At 67.4% G+C, this 16,494-nt stretch carries 14 protein-coding genes and 1 tRNA gene; 5 read left to right on the top strand and 10 right to left on the bottom strand.

The genetic code is table 11. The features are described from left to right. Positions 1-60 precede the first annotated feature (60 nt). Positions 61-705, top strand: coding sequence for an aminodeoxychorismate/anthranilate synthase component II (locus ACL03I_RS30335; protein WP_412807557.1), 645 nt, complete (start codon positions 61-63; stop codon positions 703-705). After that, positions 702-1,382 carry a RibD family protein gene (locus tag ACL03I_RS30340; protein ID WP_355073390.1) on the top strand — a complete coding sequence of 227 codons (681 nt, stop codon included), beginning with the start codon at positions 702-704 and terminating at the stop codon, positions 1,380-1,382. The genes ACL03I_RS30335 and ACL03I_RS30340 overlap by 4 nt, the downstream gene beginning before the upstream one ends. 210 nt (positions 1,383-1,592) lie before the next feature. On the opposite strand, the gene ACL03I_RS30345 is transcribed toward ACL03I_RS30340, so the two are convergent. The 8 genes from ACL03I_RS30345 to ACL03I_RS30380 all read right to left on the bottom strand — a co-directional run bounded on the left by ACL03I_RS30345 (position 1,593) and on the right by ACL03I_RS30380 (position 12,107). Then, positions 1,593-2,012, bottom strand: a complete 420-nt coding sequence (locus ACL03I_RS30345; RefSeq protein WP_355073389.1) for a CBS domain-containing protein — start codon at positions 2,010-2,012, stop codon at positions 1,593-1,595. 107 nt (positions 2,013-2,119) lie between these two features. Continuing rightward, positions 2,120-4,021, bottom strand: a complete 1,902-nt coding sequence (pknB, locus tag ACL03I_RS30350; RefSeq protein WP_355073387.1) for a Stk1 family PASTA domain-containing Ser/Thr kinase — start codon at positions 4,019-4,021, stop codon at positions 2,120-2,122. Then, positions 4,018-5,538 (bottom strand): protein kinase domain-containing protein, encoded by a 1,521-nt coding sequence (locus ACL03I_RS30355; RefSeq protein WP_355073386.1) that lies wholly within the window; start codon positions 5,536-5,538, stop codon positions 4,018-4,020. The genes pknB and ACL03I_RS30355 overlap by 4 nt, the downstream gene beginning before the upstream one ends. A 37-nt stretch (positions 5,539-5,575) precedes the next feature. Next, the gene (locus ACL03I_RS30360) at positions 5,576-7,042 is read right to left on the bottom strand and encodes a peptidoglycan D,D-transpeptidase FtsI family protein (RefSeq protein WP_355073384.1); all 1,467 of its coding nucleotides are present in this window, start codon (positions 7,040-7,042) and stop codon (positions 5,576-5,578) included. Then, positions 7,039-8,523 (bottom strand): FtsW/RodA/SpoVE family cell cycle protein, encoded by a 1,485-nt coding sequence (locus ACL03I_RS30365; RefSeq protein ID WP_355073382.1) that lies wholly within the window; start codon positions 8,521-8,523, stop codon positions 7,039-7,041. Before ACL03I_RS30365 ends, ACL03I_RS30360 begins: the two co-directional genes overlap by 4 nt. Further along, a complete protein-coding gene (locus ACL03I_RS30370) occupies positions 8,523-10,037 on the bottom strand; it encodes a PP2C family protein-serine/threonine phosphatase (RefSeq protein WP_355073380.1) in 1,515 nt (504 codons plus the stop codon). The genes ACL03I_RS30365 and ACL03I_RS30370 overlap by 1 nt, the downstream gene beginning before the upstream one ends. After that, positions 10,034-10,501 carry an FHA domain-containing protein FhaB/FipA gene (locus ACL03I_RS30375; RefSeq protein WP_014980860.1) on the bottom strand — a complete coding sequence of 156 codons (468 nt, stop codon included), beginning with the start codon at positions 10,499-10,501 and terminating at the stop codon, positions 10,034-10,036. Before ACL03I_RS30375 ends, ACL03I_RS30370 begins: the two co-directional genes overlap by 4 nt. Before the next feature lie 205 nt (positions 10,502-10,706). Beyond that, positions 10,707-12,107: a DUF3662 and FHA domain-containing protein gene (locus ACL03I_RS30380; protein ID WP_412807558.1), complete on the bottom strand. Its 1,401-nt coding sequence runs from the start codon at positions 12,105-12,107 to the stop codon at positions 10,707-10,709. 225 nt (positions 12,108-12,332) lie between these two features. On the opposite strand from ACL03I_RS30380, the gene ACL03I_RS30385 reads away from it, so the two are divergent. From ACL03I_RS30385 to ACL03I_RS30395, 3 genes are all read left to right on the top strand, one after another. Then, positions 12,333-12,415, top strand: a tRNA-Leu gene (locus ACL03I_RS30385). 112 nt (positions 12,416-12,527) lie between these two features. After that, positions 12,528-13,583: a hypothetical protein gene (locus ACL03I_RS30390; RefSeq protein WP_412807559.1), complete on the top strand. Its 1,056-nt coding sequence runs from the start codon at positions 12,528-12,530 to the stop codon at positions 13,581-13,583. 572 nt (positions 13,584-14,155) lie between these two features. Then, entirely contained in the window at positions 14,156-14,662 is a 507-nt protein-coding gene (locus tag ACL03I_RS30395) for a hypothetical protein (protein WP_412807560.1), read from the top strand. A 223-nt stretch (positions 14,663-14,885) separates the two neighbouring features. On the opposite strand, the gene ACL03I_RS30400 is transcribed toward ACL03I_RS30395, so the two are convergent. Both ACL03I_RS30400 and ACL03I_RS30405 read right to left on the bottom strand, forming a co-directional pair. Continuing rightward, entirely contained in the window at positions 14,886-15,314 is a 429-nt protein-coding gene (locus ACL03I_RS30400) for an ester cyclase (protein WP_355073374.1), read from the bottom strand. A 108-nt stretch (positions 15,315-15,422) separates the two neighbouring features. Beyond that, positions 15,423-16,460: a hypothetical protein gene (locus ACL03I_RS30405; RefSeq protein WP_412807561.1), complete on the bottom strand. Its 1,038-nt coding sequence runs from the start codon at positions 16,458-16,460 to the stop codon at positions 15,423-15,425. Positions 16,461-16,494 lie beyond the last annotated feature (34 nt).

Here is a 16,494-nt window from a genome sequence, read left to right on the forward strand (position 1 = left end):
GGCTATCCCAACAGGTAATGGATGCGACGCGGTGCCGTGCGGGCACGTAATCTCGATGCCATGCGTGTTCTGGTCGTCGACAATTACGACAGCTTCGTCTTCAACCTGGTGCAGTACCTCGGTCAACTGGGTGTCGACGCGGTCGTCTGGCGTAACGACGATCCGAATCTGGCCGACGTCGCGGCGGTGGTCCGTGACTTCGACGGCATTCTGATCAGTCCAGGCCCCGGCACTCCGGACCGTGCGGGCGCCAGTATCCCGTTGGTGCGCGCCTGCGCGGAAGAAACTGTCCCGCTGCTGGGCGTGTGCCTCGGCCATCAGGCGATCGGCGAGGCCTTCGGCGCCACCGTCACCAGGGCTCCCGAGTTGCTGCACGGGAAGACGAGCGAGGTCTTCCACATCGGCGCCGGCGTGCTGGCCGGTCTTTCCGACCCGTTCACCGCCACGCGGTACCACTCCCTCACCGTGCTCGAGGACACCCTGCCGGAGGAGATCGAGGTGCTCGGGCGCACCGAGAGCGGGATCGTGATGGCGATGCGGCATCGCACCTTGCCCATCCACGGTGTGCAGTTCCACCCGGAATCGGTGCTCACTCAGGGCGGGCACCGAATGCTGGCGAACTGGTTGGGCGTGTGCGGTGAGCGTCCCGCCGAAGGGTTGGTGCAGACGCTGGAGGCGGAGGTCGCCGCGCTGGTGCTGCAGTGACCCGTCCGCATGTGCTCCTGTCGGTCGCGACGAGTATCGACGGGTACATCGATGACGCGAGCCCCGAGCGGCTGCACTTGTCCGACGCGGCGGACTTCGATCGGGTCGACCAAGTCCGCGCGGACTCCGACGCCATTCTGATCGGAGCGCAGACCCTGCGCAGCGACAATCCGCGACTGCTCGTCGGCAGCGCCGAGCGCAGGGCGGCCCGCCTCGCCGCGGGCAAGCCGGAGTATCCGTTGAAGGTCACGGTCTCCGCGAGCGGCGAGCTCGATCCCGAACTGCGGTTCTGGCACCACGGCGGCGGCAAGCTCGTCTACACCACCGCGGCGGGTGCGGCGAAGCTCACCACCCGGCTGAGCGGACTGGCCGATGTGGTGGATCTCGGCACCGAACTCGACTTCGGTGCGCTGTTGGACGATCTGGGCCGCCGGGGCGTCGACCGTCTCATGGTGGAGGGCGGCACCCGCATCCATACCGCGTTCCTCGCCGCCGATCTGGCCGACGAACTGCACCTTGCGGTGGCCCCGATCCTGGTGGGTGACGTCGCGGCTCCGCGCTTCCTCGACCCGGCCGATTTCCCGGGGGCGCCCCACCGCAGGATGCGGCTGGCGGGCGTGACGCAAGTCGGCGATGTCGCCGTGCTGCGGTATCTGCCGAAGGCCGACCGGATCTGACGGCGGGTCGTGCCACGACAAAGGGGCGACGCACCGCGGACGACGGTCCGTCGTCCGCGGCCGGGCGTCGGCTCACACCACACCTCGACCGGATTGTGCTGCCCGCCCTAACTCCCTCGAGTTCGCATCGCCGGACGGCAGACCGTTGTCGAAGTGCACAGGTCGATCCGAGAGGGCGGTGGGATACCGCCCTCCGCACCGGTTCGAAAGCTACGGACGCCCGTAGACGGCGGTCACGAACTCGCCGAGCTGGTTATCGTCCAGATGCCTGGCCAGGTCCGCTTCGCTGATCATGCCGACCAGCCGCTTGTCCTCGATGACGGGCATGCGCTTGACCCGGTTGCTCTCCATTTCATCGAGGACTTCCTCGATGTCGGCGTTGGCATCGACCCACCGCGGCGTCGCTTCGCACAGTTCCTCGACCCGGCAGTTCGCGGGGATCTTGCCCTGAGCGATGCACTTCACCACGATGTCGCGGTCGGTGACGATGCCGCACATCCGTTCGTTGTCGTCCGAGACGATCAGCGACCCGACGTTGAGTTCGGCCATGGTGCGCGCGGCCTGCTCGATAGTCGTGTCCTTGGAGATCCACTGAACGCCGGGTTTCATGATGTCCCTGGCAGTGGTCATGAGCTACCTCCTCGTGCTCAGCTGCGCTGATTGGGATGGAGCAGCATCATTCTCCCGCAATTCACACCGGTTGGTCTCGTTTTCTGGATACCGGTGACCACGCCCGATCACGGCGGACCCAGTACCCCCACACCGACCAGGATTGCGCTGTTCTTCTGGATCGAACTGCCCGCGGACGGCTGCTGGCTGAGTATGCGTCCGACATTGCCCGCGTCGAAGGTTCCCTGCGGTGACTGGCTGATCTGGCTGGTGCTGCCGGTCCAACCTTCCGCGCGCAGCTTCTCCACCGCCTGCGAGACGGTGAGACCGACCAGCGACGGCATCTTCAGATCGCCCGCGGACACCTGGACGGTAACCGTGGAGCCCTTCTCCGCGTTGCTGCCGCCGGCCGGGCTGGAGGCGACCACCTCGCCCTTCGGCTTCGAGGACTGCACCTCTTGCACGACGACCTTGAAACCGTTGCCCTCGATATTCGGCTGAGCCACGTCGATCGTCTGGCCGACGACGTAGGGGACGCGAACCGCTTCCGGGCCGGTGCCGATCGTGACGACGACTTCCCAGTCCACGTCGACCTTCGAACCCGGCGACGGATTCTGCTCGATCACCTGATCCTTCTCGGCGGTGCTCGACGGTTTGCGCTCGATGTTCGAGTTGATCCGCAGGCCTTTGGAATTCAACACCTGCTCGGCCTGCTCCTGGGTCAGCCCCGTGAGCTTCGGCACCTGCACTTGGGCGGGCCCGGAGGACACCTGAACCGTGACGGTGCTTCCCTCGTCGATCCGCGAGCCGCCCAAGGGTTGGGTCGCGATGACGTTGCCCGTGGCGACCTTGCCGTCGGGCTTCTGCTGGATCGCCACCGTGAAGCCGAGCTTCTGCAGCGCGTCCTGCGCCTGTTGCGAGGACTTGTTGGACAGATCGGGAACGGCTACCTGGTCCGGCCTGCTGCCAGGCCCGAGCAGCACCCAGAACAAAGCGAACGCCACGGCGACGGCCGCGACTGCGCCGAGCGCGATGTAGGCGGTTCGGCGCTGGCCGTTCGGTTCGGCCGGGTCCTGCTCTGCGGTGTCGTCGTGGCGTTCGACGGTGCGGTAGTTCCGCGGCGGAGGCTCGTCCGCGCTCATGAAGGTGGTGCGGTCCTCGTCGGTCATCACCATGGGGGCGCTGGGCTTCTGGCCGCCGAGTACCCGGATCAGGTCGGCGCGCATCTCGGCGGCGGACTGGTACCGGTTGGCCGGGTTCTTGCTCATCGCCTTGAGCACGACCGAGTCCAGCTCGCGGGGCACCCCCGCGTGCACGTGCGAGGGCAGCCGCGGATCTTCCCGGACGTGCTGGTAGGCGACGGCGACCGGGGAGTCACCCGTGAAAGGCGGCTCCCCGGTGAGGATTTCGAACAGCACACAACCCACGGAGTAGACGTCCGAGCGGGCGTCCACCGTCTCTCCGCGCGCCTGTTCCGGCGAGAGGTACTGCGCGGTGCCGATCACCGCCGCGGTCTGCGTCATCGGGTTGGAGCTGTCGGCGATCGCGCGCGCGATGCCGAAGTCCATCACCTTCACCGCGCCGGACCGATTGATCATGATGTTGGCGGGCTTCATGTCGCGGTGCACGATCCCGGCCTTGTGGCTGAAATCCAAGGCGGCGCAGACGTCAGCGACGACTTCCATCGCTCGGCGCGGCGGCAGCGGCCCCTTGCCGCGCACGATGTCACGCAGTGTGTCGCCGTCGACGTACTCCATCACGATGTACGGCAGCGGGCCGCCGTCCACCTCGGCCTCACCGGTGTCGTAGACCGCGACGATGGCCGGATGATTGAGTGCGGCGGCATTCTGCGCTTCGCGCTTGAACCGCAGGTAGAACGTGGGATCGCGGGCGAGGTCCGCCCGCAGCACCTTGATCGCCACGTCGCGGCTCAGCCGGATGTCGCGGGCCTTGTGCACCTCGGACATACCGCCGAACCCGATGATCTCGCCCAGCTCGTAGCGAGACGAGAGATTCTTCGGGGTCGTCATGGCAGTCCTTGCGAAGAAGTGGCGGATCCGCTGCGAGTGGCCGAGGGCCCCCGGGCACCGGGAATCTCCGGGAATGGTAGGTCGAGAGTCGGGATGCGCGGGCGCGTTGCGGTGGCAGTGGGCGCGGTGGTCGTCGGCTTCGTCGTGCTCGGTGCCGTGGTGGTGGGCGGCGCGGTGGTCGTCGTCGGCTCCGGTGTCGTGGTCTTCGGCTCGGTGGTGGTCGGTTCGTAGGTCTCGGTTTCCACCGGCGCGGGCGCGGGCTTGGGGGTGGTCGTGGTGGCCACCGGCGGGACCGGCTTCGGGTTCGGTGCGACCGTCGCGGTCGGCGACGGCGTGGAATCCGGATTGGTGTCGCCACCGAAGAGCAGGTAGGCCGTGAGCGCGGCGAGCAGGACGGCGCCGATGCCGAGCCCGGTCAGCCATTTCTGGGCAGTGGTGAACCGCTTGTCGCCACCGGGCGGTCGATCGCCCGCCGTGCCACGGCTCAGCACGGTTGCCGGAGCCGCGATCGTGCCCCCGCGATTCGCCGCGCCCACCGCGCCGGCCGCGGGCGTCGAGTAGCGCACCGTCGCCCCGTCGAAGTCGGGTGGCGTGGAGGGGATCACGGCGGTCGGGCCCGGCGGGAGCACCCGCGTGGCGCCGGTCAAGGGCGCGGCGGGATGGGTACCACTCGGCGGCGGCGGACGCCGGCCCGCGCGCACCGCGGCGACCGCGTCGGCGAACTCGCCGCCACTGGCGTAGCGGCGCGCCGGGTCCTTCTCCATCGTGATCTCGACCAGTTCGCGCACGTTGCCGGGCAGATCGGCCGGCATCGGGGGCGGCGTCTCACGCACGTGCTTCATGGCGACGGTGAGCGCGCCGTCGCCGGTGAACGGCCGCTGGCCTGCCAGCACTTCGTAGCCGACCACGGCGAGGGAGTAGACGTCGCTGGCCGCGGTGGCGTCCTCGCCGACCGCCTGTTCCGGTGCGATGTACTGCGCGGTGCCCATCACCATGCCGGTCTTGGTCACCGGGGAGGCGTCCACCGCCTTGGCGATACCGAAGTCGGTGATCTTCGCCTGACCGGTCGGGGTGACCAGGATGTTGCCCGGCTTCACGTCGCGGTGCACCACGCCCGCGCGGTGCGCCACCTCCAGGGCACGGCCGGTCTGCTCGAGCAGGTCGAGGCCCTGGGCGACCGATAGCCTGCCCAGGCGGTTGAGCACCGTGTTCAGCGGCTCACCCTGGACGAATTCCATGACCAGGTAGGCGATCTCGCTGCCCTGCGGGTCGATCGTCTCGCCGTAGTCGTAGATGCCCGCGATGCCGGGGTGATTCAGCTGGGCGGTGGTCTTCGCCTCGGTGCGGAATCGATGCCGGAACGTCGGGTCGGCCGAGAACTCCGACTTCAGCACCTTGACCGCGACCCTGCGGTCCAACCTGGTGTCCAGCGCTTCCCAGACCTGGCCCATGCCGCCGGTCGCGATCAGTCGCTGCAGCCGGTACCGGTCGGCGATCATCGCACCGTTGTTCAGCATCGAGGTCCCCGTACCTTCACTCGCACATCCATATCGTTCAGCCCCCTCGAAGACCGGCGTCGAGAACCGCGCGAGCCACCGGCGCGGCGACCGAGCCACCGGTCGCGGCAAGCGCCCGGTCCCCACCGTTCTCCACGATCACCGCGATGGCGATCTTCGGGTTCTGCGCGGGGGCGAACGCGATGTACCAAGCATGCGGCGGCGTGTTGCGCGGGTTGCTCCCGTGCTCCGCGGTGCCGGTCTTGGACGCGATCTGATAACGGGTCTGGTTACCTCCAGAGGTGTTGCCCTCCGACGCGATCATCAGGTTGGTCACGGTCGACGCTACATCGGCGCTGACGGCTTGGCCGACCGAGACCGGCTTGGTCTTCGACAGCTCGCTCAGATCCGGGCCCTGCAACTGATCCACCAGGTAGGGCTCCATCCGGACGCCGCCGTTGGCGATGGTCGCCGCGACGACCGCGTTCTGCAGCGGGGTCAACGCCACGTCGCGCTGCCCGATGCTGCTCTGGGCCAGGGCGGCGTCGTCGGAGATGGTGCCGACGGTGCTCTCCGCCACCGGCATCGGGATCCCTCGGTGCGGGCCGATGCCGAACGCGGCCGCCTCGTCCTTGAGATTCGCGGCACCCACCTTGACGCCGAGTTCGGCGAACGCGGTGTTGCACGAGCGACGGAACGCTTCGAACAGCGAAGCTGTCGGGTTGGGACCGCACGTGGAGCCGTTGTAGTTCTCCAGCGTGGTGCTGGTGCCGGGCAGCGTGATGTTCGGCGCGGCGGTGAACTGGTCGTCGGGAGTCGCGGCGCCGTTGGACAGCGCGGCGGCGGTAACCACGACTTTGAACGTGGATCCGGGCGGATAGGTCTGCGAGATGGCGCGATTCAGCATGGGGTGGCGCGGATCCGCGCTCAGCGTTTCCCACGCCTGGGTGCCGCGCGCACCGTCGTGCCCGGACAGCAGGTTCGGGTCGTAGCTGGGCGTGGAGACCATGGTCAGGATCTTGCCGGTGCTCGGCTCGATCGCCACCACCGAACCGGTGTAGCCCTTGCTGGTCATCTGGTCGTAGGCCACCTGCTGCATCAGCGGGTTGAGCGTGGTGACCACGTTGCCGCCGCGCGGGTCGCGGCCGGAGATGAGGTCGACGAGGCGGCTGCCGAACAGTTGACTGTCGGACCCGTTGAGCACCGAGTCCTCAGCACGTTCCAGTCCGGTGCTGCCGTACTGCATCGAGTAGAAACCGGTGGCGGGTGCGTACGCCTCCGGCTCGCTCGGGTACGTGCGCAAGTACTTGTAGCGGTCATCGGTCGCGACCGAGCCGGCCAGCACGGTGCCGCCTGCCGAGATCTGCCCGCGCTGGCGGGCGTACTCGTCCAGCAGAACCCGGGAGTTGCGCGGATCGGAGCGCAGGTCGTCGGCCTTGATCACTTGGACGTAGGTGGCGTTCGCCAGCAGTGCGACGACCATCACCATCACCGCGATCGCGACTCGGCGTAGTGGAGTGTTCATGTCAGCGGCCCCGCCTCCGGTCGCCCGCCATCGCGCCGCAGCAGTTCGGTCTGCGCGTCGGCGATCGGCGCCGGTTCCTTCTTGCGCACCGGGGCGGGTGCGCGGGCGGCGTCGGAGATCTTGATCAGCAACGCCAGCAACGCGTAGTTGGCCAGCAGCGAAGACCCGCCGTAGGACATGAACGGGGTGGTGAGACCGGTCAGCGGAATCAGCTTGGTCACACCCCCGACCACGACGAACAGCTGGATCGCGATGGTGAACGACAGGCCGGCCGCGAGCAATTTGCCGAAGCTGTCGCGCACCGCGAGTGCGGTGCGCAGCCCGCGCACGACGAATACCAGGAACAGCGCCAGCACCGCGGCGAGCCCGATCAGGCCGAGTTCCTCGCCGATGGTGGTGACGATGAAGTCGGTCTTGGCGAACGGCACCTGGTTCGGCCTGCCGCTGCCGAGGCCGGTCCCGGCGAGACCGCCGGTGGCCAGGCCGAACAGCGACTGCGAGATCTGATAGCCGGTGTTGTTGTAGTCGTCGAACGGGTGCAGCCAGGTCTCCACCCGGACCCGCACGTGGCCGAACAATTGATAGGCGAAGACGAATCCGAGCGCGAGCAGTCCGCCGCCGATGACCAGCCAGCCGACCCGTTCGGTGGCGATGTAGAGCATCACGAGCACCGTGCTGAAGATCAGCAGCGAGGTGCCGAGATCCTTCTCGAACACGAGCACGCCGATGCAGACGACCCAGACGGCCAGGATCGGTCCGAGGTCGCGGCCGCGCGGGAACTCCATGCCGAGCACATGGCGACCGGCGGCGGTGAAGATCTCGCGCTTGGCCACCAGGACCGAGGCGAAGAAGATGATCAGCAGGATCTTCGCGAACTCACCCGGCTGGACACTGAACCCGGGCAGCCGGATCCAGATCTTCGCGCCGTTGGTCTCGGAGAACGCGCTCGGCAGCAGAGCCGGAATGGCCAGCGCGACAAGGCCGATGAGGCCGAGGGTGTAGCTGTAGCGGGCCAGGGTGCGGTAGTCGCGCAGCGCGATCAGCAGCGTGATGAACACGAGCGTGCCCAGCGCGGTCCACAGGATCTGCTGATTGGCGTCGGGGGAGGGGGTCGCCCACGAGTTGTAGGCGGCGGTCTGCTGGTCGGCCAAGTCGAGCCGGTGGATCAGCACGAGACCGAGTCCGTTGAGCAACGCCACGATCGGCAACAGCAGGGGGTCGGCGAACGGGGCGAACCGCCGCACGGCCAGGTGCGCCACCGCGAACAACGCCAGGTAGGCCAAGCCGTATTTGGCGATATCCAAGGTGATCGACTGTTCCTGACTGGCCTCGACCAGGAACAGGGACACCGTGGTGATCACCGCCGCCGCCCCGAGCAGCAGAAGTTCGACGTTGCGTCTGGTGCTCGGCGGTGGCGCGGGAGCGAAGCCGCCCGGGGGACTGGGAAAAGCCCCAGCCGACGGCGGTGCCGGCGCGGACATCAGTCCGTCACCCGGCAGTTCTCCCCCGCGGTCTGGGGGGCGGGCGACGCGCTCGACGGCGGGACAGGAGCCTCCGACTTCGTCGGTGTCTTGATTTCGGTGCCCCTGGCGTCGCCCTGTTCCGGCGCCGGAGCCGGAGCCGGCGCGGGCGCGGGCGCGGCGGTGGCCGGAGCGGGCTGAGCGCCGTTGGGCGCGGGGGCCGGGGTTTCGGCAGGCGACGGGACGACACCCGGCTGCGGCGCCGATTCCTTGACCGGGCACGGCGGCAGCAGTTCTCGCTGGGCGAGGTAGGTCATCGAGTCCCTGGCCTTGTCCAGCGAGCCCGGCGGCAAGCCCTTGTCCACCTGCTCGCGGCCGGTCTGCTTCAGATCGGTGACCTTCAGCGGCTTGCACGCCGACGGCAGACTCTCGCCGGGGTCGGTCAGAGTGAGTTCTCCGTTGCGGGTCACACATCCGACGAGATTCACGTCGTGGATCGAGTAACCGAGGATCGAACCGGGCAGCCCGCGCAGGATCACCACCGAACCGTCGTCGGCGCCGACGTAGTAGTTGCTGCGGATCATCTTGTAGCCGACCACGAGCCCGACGCAGACCGCGACGATGAGCGCCAGCGCGAGCACGATCCAGCGCAACCGGTGCGACTTCTTCGCGGGCGGCTCGGGCGCGGCGGCGGCCCGGCGCGGCGCGGCGCGCGGCGGGCGCAACGCGGAGGCCCGGCCTGCGGCGGTGTTCGGCGGCGGCGTGTCCTCGTCGACGCCGGAGGCGGCGCCCGCGACGATCGGGTGGCTCTGGCCGTAGTCCAGGTCGATGACATCGGCGACGACGACGGTCACGTTGTCCGGACCGCCGCTGCGCAACGCCAGCTCGATGAGCCGGTCGGCGCACTCGTCGGTGCTGCCCTCGCGCATCGTGTTCGCGATGGTCTCGTCGCTGACCACGTCGGAGAGACCGTCGGAACACAGCAGGTAGCGGTCACCGGCGCGCGCTTCGCGCATGATCAGCGTCGGCTCGATCTCGTTGCCGGTGAGCGCGCGCATGATCAGCGAGCGCTGCGGGTGCGTGTGCGCCTGCTCCGGTGTGATCCTGCCCTCGTCGACCAGCGATTGGACGAAGGTGTCGTCCCGGGTGATCTGGCCGAGCTCGCCGCCGCGCAGCAGGTAGGCGCGCGAGTCGCCGATGTGCACGAGGCCGAGTTTCTTGCCCGCGAACAGGATCGCGGTGAGCGTGGTGCCCATGCCGTCGAGCTCGGGCTCCTCCTCGACCTGATCGGCGATGGCGGCGTTGCCTTCTCGGGTGGCCGCGTCGAGCTTGCCGAGCAGATCGTCGCCGGGCTCGTCGTCGTCGAGGTGGGCGAGCGCGGCGATCATCAACTGGGACGCGACTTCTCCCGCGGCATGGCCGCCCATGCCGTCGGCGAGTGCGAGCAGCCGGGCGCCCGCGTACACGGAATCTTCGTTGTTGCCTCGGACGAGACCGCGGTCGCTGCGCGCTGCGTAGCGGAGAACAAGTGTCACGATCGCAGCTCGATCACTGTTTTGCCGACACGGACAGGCGTGCCGAGTGGAACACGGACGGCGGTGGTGACTTTCGCGCGATCGAGGTAGGTGCCGTTCGTCGAGCCGAGGTCCTCGACGTACCAGTCGTCACCACGCGGAGACAGTCGCGCATGCCTGGTCGAGGCGTAGTCATCGGTGAGTACCAGCGTGGAGTCGTCCGCACGCCCGATCAGCACCGGTTGGGTGCCGAGCGAGATGCGAGTGCCGGCGAGTGAACCCTGAGTCACCACAAGAAATTTGGCGCCCTTCTGGCCCCGGCTGAAGGAAGGCAGCACCGCGGAACCGCGTGCGGCCCTGGGCTGGATCCGAATGCCGGATGCCGCGTAGATGTCGCTGCGCAATGTGCGCAGCACAGCCCACACGAACAACCACAACAGCAGAAGGAACCCCGCACGGGTCAGTTGCAGGATCAGTCCCTGCACGGCGCTCCACCTCCTGTTCGACCGTGTACGTCGGTGCCGTAGGTGCGGTTCGACCACCCCCACCAGCCTGCTGGTCTTGCCGGCCCCGGTGTCGGCGCCGCGCGTGTGTTGGCAGCATCATAGGGCCGTCGGTCGATTTCGATCACGATACGACCGACGATTCCCTCGAGAGCCATGTCGTGACCTGCACCGCGAGCTTACGGGATCAGACGATACGGATCAGGATCTCGGAGTGCCCGGCACGGATGACGTCACCGTCGGCGAGCTGCCAATCCTGCACGGGGGAGCCGTTCACCAGGGTGCCGTTGGTGGAGCCGAGGTCGGACAACATCGCGGTCTGCCCGTCCCAGCGCACCTCGATGTGCCTGCGAGAGACGCCTGTGTCGGGCAGCCGGAAGTGCGCGTCCTGGCCGCGGCCGATGATGTTGCTGCCTTCCCGCAGCTGGTAAGTGCGGCCGCTGCCGTCGTCCAGCTGGAGCGTCGCCGAATAACCCGAACCGGCCTGCGGGGCGGCGCCGTAGCCTTGCCCGCCCGCGTAGCCCTGCTGCGCGCCGTACCCCGGTTGCTGCGAGTATGCCTGACCGTAGCCGCCCTGGTCGTCCTGAGCGTAGCCGCCTTGGTCGGCGTAGTTCTGATCGCCGTAGCTCGGATCGGTGTACCCCGACTGCCCGTAGCCGGGCTGACCGTACCCTTGCTGGCCGTAGCCTTGGTCAGCGTAGCCCTGCTGGCCGTAGCCCTGGTCGCTGTAGCCCTGCTGGCCGTAGGCCTGGTCGCTGTAGCCCGGCTGGCCGTAGGCCTGGTCGCCGTAGCCTTGCTGGCCGTACCCGCGCTCGCCGTAGCCGCTCTGCTGGCCGTAGCCGGACTCGCCGTAGCCGCCCTGCTGGCCGCCGTAGCCGGACTCGCCGTAACCACCCTGCTGCCCGTAGCCCTGGCCACCCTGCGGGTAGTCGTAGCCGTTCTGATAGTCGCCGTAACCCTGCTGCGCGTCCGGAGCCTGGTAATCCGCCCCGTATGCGCCGCCACGGCCGTAGTCGTCGCGGTACGCGCCGTTCTGCGGGCCGCCGCGTCCGGCAGGCGGTGGAGCGTACCCGCGGTTGCGTGGATCGGACTCCGCGGGCTCACGGCTCGGGTCGTAGCCTGAGTTCTGCGTCATGGGGCCAGCTCCTGGTTGCGGGTGTGCAGGTCGTTGTGGCGGTGATTCGGGGCCGCGAGCCGCGCTGGCTCTGTGTCCGGCGTCGGGATCGACGCGGCCACTCGCCCTGAACTGTCCGGTGTGCAGCGTAGGTGATGCCTCGAACGCCACGTGTACTTCGCCGTAGGTCTGCCAGCCTTGCTCGCGGATGTAGTCCTGTAGATGTTTGGCGAATGCGCGGGTGGTGAGGTCGTGGTCGGCATCCAACTGCTGGTGATCGGAGGTGTTGATCGTGATCACATAGCTGTTGGGTGCCAGCAGGTGCCCGCCGCCCAGGTCCTGGACATGATCGGCGGCCTCGCGTTGCAGCGCCGCCTCCACCTCCTGGGGTACGACACTGCCGCCGAAGACTCTGGCGAACACGTCACCGACGGCGCCTTGCAGGCGACGCTCGAATCGCGAAACGATGCCCATCTCGGCCTCCCTTCGGTGCGCGTCTCTTCCTGATTCGTAACAACGACACGCGTGTATGGCGTGTCGTTAATCGACCACGTTCATTGCATGATATCCACGATCGTCCACACCTGTAACTCTTGGCGACGGCCCCAGGTTCCCGGACCCGTTCAGCCCCCCGGTCAGGCCTCTGAAATGGCGATTTCGTATCCAGCGCGCGGCCGTGATACTGTCTCCCAGTCGCTCGGGCGAGTGGCGGAATGGCAGACGCGCTGGCTTCAGGTGCCAGTGTCCTTCGGGACGTGGGGGTTCAAGTCCCCCTTCGCCCACAATTTCGACGCAGAAGGGGCATAACCAACAGGTTATGCCCCTTCTGCGTCCACACAGCGGTCCACAGGGAATCTGAGGGGATTCGGCCTGAGTGCAAGGGACCCGTGCTTCATGGCGACTACACCCCGCATTCGCGTCCGCAAGGATGGCTCTACCTACTCGCAGGTGCGCTACCGCATCATCCGTGACAGCAAAGCGGTACAGACGTCCCAGAGTTTCGACGATCATGCTGCCGCTATTCGATGGGCGCGGCTGCTCGACCGCGTCGGCCCGGCGGAGGCCGAGCGCGTCCTCGCCGCCCAACTCGGCGCCGTGCTCGACACCATCACATTGAAGGTATGGCTTCACCGATACGTCGACAGCCTCGGTAAGAGTGTGGACGAGGAGACCAGGCGCAAATACCGGCGCATGATCGACCGCGACATCGTTCCCTTCTTCAACGGGGAGCACCTGCCCGTTGATGGTGTGACCCCCGAGCTCGATGCCGCGTGGGTCGAGTGGCTCGAAACCGAGTTCGACAATGCGCCGAAGGCCATCCGTAATAAGCACGGCCTGCTGTGCGCGGCGATGGGTGCGGCGGCCCGGCAGCGGCCGACTCCTTTTATCCCGTGGAATCCGTGTGCCGAGACCAAGTTGCCGAAGTGCTTCGGCGCGCGAGGTCGACCACCTGAGCGAGGACGAATACGAGCTCATCGAGCAGCTGCTCGCGCCGTTCTGGCGCCCGTGGTGGGAGTTCGACGTGCTGAGCATTGCCCGGCCCGGCGAGCAGGGGCGCTCACTGTCGGCGACATCGACCGCAACACCGGCGGCGTCTCGATCACGAAAGCGTGGAAGTGGGCCAACGGCCGGATGCGCCTAGGCGACCCGAAGACCGAGCGCGGCGGTCGCACGACGTTCGTTCCGCTCGAAACGGTCGCGCAGCTCGACCTCGACCGCCCGGCCGACGCCTTCCTGTTCCTGACGCCGAGCGGATTACCGGTGACCTCGGCGCGGTTCTGGCAGCAAGCCGGAGCTCCGGCGGTCGCCCGCCTCGAGGCGCTCGCCGCGGGCGACCGCGCACCGTTCACCGGCGCGGCCGGTTGGGAAGGGCTGTCGTTCGACGAGCTGCGCCGCCGCTACGGGCACCTCGTCGGCCGCCTCATGTCCAAGCGCCTCACCCCGTATTGAACCAGGCATAAGGGGATTTCGTGGCGTCTGCAGGACGGCGAGCCGATCTGGGTCGTATCGCGCGACGCGGGCACTCGTCGATCGCGATCACCGATAAGCGGTACGGGCGCATCTCGGCGGTGGCATCCGCGGCGAGCGCGCAGGCCGTCGCAGACAGGCTGGCCCGGCTGCGCGGCCGGGGCCTCGATATGGAGCAGGCGCGCCACCGCCGTCTCGTCCGGCTCGGCCAGATCGGCGAGATCGAGCGCGTCGCGACGGGTTTCGAGGCGGTGTGGATGGACGCACGCGGGCTCGTGCAGTCGCAGGTGTTCGACGCCTCCGTGGGCGGAGGGGAGCCATCTGGTCGAGGTTGCGCGCCTCGAGTGGTAGTTGTAACCAAACAGAGGGGCTACCAAAAGCACGGTTTACGCGCGAATTGCCGGGGTAACAGTGACCGTGAGCGAGTACCACCTGATCGTTAGAAGCAGCGGCGACACCCGACGACGAGGAAGAACCGAAGCGAGGCGGGAGAGGGAAAGCTTCGCCGAAGATGTCCGGCACAGCAACCAGTGGTCTCCACCGAAAGAGGCGGCATGGGAAACGTGACTCCGGCGCCAAGGGAACCGAAACACAGCTTTTGGACGTCAGTCCCCGGTATCCTCACCGGAATCGCAGCGGTCATTACGGCCGTCGGGGCGATTATCGGCATCTATGTCGGTACGAAGTCCGCACCGCCGGCTCAGCCGCCCACGACGGCCGCACCGACGTCCGCCCCATACGGCGGCGCGTACGCCGATCCAGCGGCGACGATCTATTTGCAGTACCGAGGCGACTCAAACCAGTGCGCCTTGCAGTTGACGACGAAGATCGCAGGAAAGACCGTCTCGATACCGAATGCCGCATCCACCATATCCGTGAGCGGGGTGCCTCAAGGCGCACAGAAGTACGAGGTCGCGGGCCAGATCGCATGCCCGACCCTTGGAACGTTCGATGCTTACGGCTCCGGGACGATCAATGTCACCAGCGGTAATACATATTACTACTGGTGGTCGCAATCCCCAGGTACCAAGAATGCCACCGTCACAATCGGAACTCAGTGAAATCCCATGTGGACCACGTCCACAAATCGGGCTGTTCTTGCCCCGACCAATCCCGGTGAATCCCGACGAAACCCAAGGTCACACGCTGCTAGCTGGGCGATACGGCGGTTCAAGTCCCCCTTCTCGCACAGACGAAAGCCGCGCATCAAGTGTTGATGCGCGGCTTTCTCTTTGTAGCCGGAAGGGCGCGTCGATCGTGTGACGGATGTCCCGACCCGGCCGGTCAGTGTCTTCCCACCGCGGGTAGCACTCCCAACTGTTGCAAGAACCCGAGCACGTCCTTGTCGGACCACTTCTCGGCGAGCTTGCCGTCGGCGATCCGGTGGATCGCGGTACCCGTCACCGTCAGTTCGCGCCCGGTCGCCGGTATGCCGGGCAGGTCCCTGGTGTGACGCCCGTACGCGGTCAGCCGCGTGACGACCCGGTCGCCTTCCGCGACTTGGTCCTCGATCTCGTGCCGCCCTGGAGTGGCGGCCCAGAACATGCGAAAGGCCTGCTTCAGGCCTTCTCGGCCGGGGCCGAGGCCGGGAAACGGCGGCGGCGAGTGATCGATGTAGTCCTCCGCGACGAGGTCGTCCATGGCGTCGATGTTTCCCGCGTCGATCTCCCGATAGAACCTGCGGACCAGTGCCTTGTTGGTTTCCAGCGACATGATCGGGCCTCCTCCTCGCGGGTCGAGCGAACCGTCGAGGCGGTTCGCCGAGTCTCGCGTCGCGTGGCAGCAACCTATCTCATTCGAGATGGGCATACCCAACAAGATTTATGGCGAACTATCAGCAAATGCAGTGCGCCGCGTCAGACCACCAGCCCGTGGCGGTCGAGGAAGTCGCTGTTCGAACGCGGCGACGAATTGCCCATGATCGATGGCCGACGACGAGTGCACGAATTCGCCGTCGTCGGCGATATAGAACACCGCTCGGTGGGCTGGTGTGTTCTCGGGAGCGGGCACGTGCACCATCCAGCCGAAGCGCAAGCGGTCGGCGGTCAGCTGCGCCAGCGGGTATCCGGTGGTGTCCAGCTGCCGACCGGTGATGTAGTCCCGTACCCGGCTGATCGCCTGTTCGGCGGGCATCGGCTCGGGCGCCGTGGACAGCAGTCCTGCGGCCGAGAATTGATAGAGCGCGCCGTCGATGTCGAAACGGCTGTCATCGCCGAAGACTGCGATCAGCGCCGCTCGCGTCACCCCTCCCGTCTCGGCGGCGGACAGTAAGGCTCCGATGGCCTCCGACGCGTCCTGATCCGGGAGCAGGCCCGCCACGATCTTGATGGTCGTTTCCCGCGTCCACACGCCCGGCACCGCGGGCGCGCATTCCTGCGCGGACGGTGACTGCCCGCGGTACCAGCGCCCCGCTTCCCACCAGTAGCAGAAGGACAGCAGGCCCGAAGCAGCCCGCGGATTCAAAACCGGGTCGGCGACCCAATCCGGCGCGCCGCCGTACAGCTCCGGCATCGGTGCGCCCGCGTTGTACACGGCGTCCAAGGTCGGCGCATTCCATACTCCGCCGGACAACACGGCTCGCCCGGCCGGAAGCGCGTGCAACGTCGATCCACCGCGTGCGGTGCCTTCGAACACGCCGACCCAGGGCAGCATCCGCGGACCCCATTCCGACTTCGCGGCCACGAAGGCCGCACGCTCTTCGTCGGTGAGCGGCGTGTCCAGTACCCGGACCTGGCGAGCCCCCGGTTGCCCGGCTACCGCTGGATCTAGTACCACCCCGTATTCGCCGGATGTGAAAGGGCCGGGCACATAGGTCAACAGCGGATTCTCGTCGAGCGCGGCGATCTCGTACTCGGTCAACGGGCCGGACAATATGCCCCAATGCTTGTTCTTC

Source organism: Nocardia sichangensis, assembly GCF_047200615.1.
Lineage (GTDB): Bacteria > Actinomycetota > Actinomycetes > Mycobacteriales > Mycobacteriaceae > Nocardia > Nocardia sichangensis.

Coding starts and splice junctions, on each gene's coding strand:
- ACL03I_RS30345 (WP_355073389.1), bottom strand. CDS start 2,012: ATGACCACTGCCAGGGACATCATGAAACCCGGCGTTCAGTGGATCTCC.
- ACL03I_RS30390 (WP_412807559.1), top strand. CDS start 12,528: ATGGCGACTACACCCCGCATTCGCGTCCGCAAGGATGGCTCTACCTAC.
- ACL03I_RS30355 (WP_355073386.1), bottom strand. CDS start 5,538: ATGCTGAACAACGGTGCGATGATCGCCGACCGGTACCGGCTGCAGCGA.
- ACL03I_RS30335 (WP_412807557.1), top strand. CDS start 61: ATGCGTGTTCTGGTCGTCGACAATTACGACAGCTTCGTCTTCAACCTG.
- ACL03I_RS30400 (WP_355073374.1), bottom strand. CDS start 15,314: ATGTCGCTGGAAACCAACAAGGCACTGGTCCGCAGGTTCTATCGGGAG.
- ACL03I_RS30395 (WP_412807560.1), top strand. CDS start 14,156: ATGGGAAACGTGACTCCGGCGCCAAGGGAACCGAAACACAGCTTTTGG.
- pknB (WP_355073387.1), bottom strand. CDS start 4,021: ATGACGACCCCGAAGAATCTCTCGTCTCGCTACGAGCTGGGCGAGATC.
- ACL03I_RS30380 (WP_412807558.1), bottom strand. CDS start 12,107: ATGGGCATCGTTTCGCGATTCGAGCGTCGCCTGCAAGGCGCCGTCGGT.
- ACL03I_RS30365 (WP_355073382.1), bottom strand. CDS start 8,523: ATGTCCGCGCCGGCACCGCCGTCGGCTGGGGCTTTTCCCAGTCCCCCG.
- ACL03I_RS30360 (WP_355073384.1), bottom strand. CDS start 7,042: ATGAACACTCCACTACGCCGAGTCGCGATCGCGGTGATGGTGATGGTC.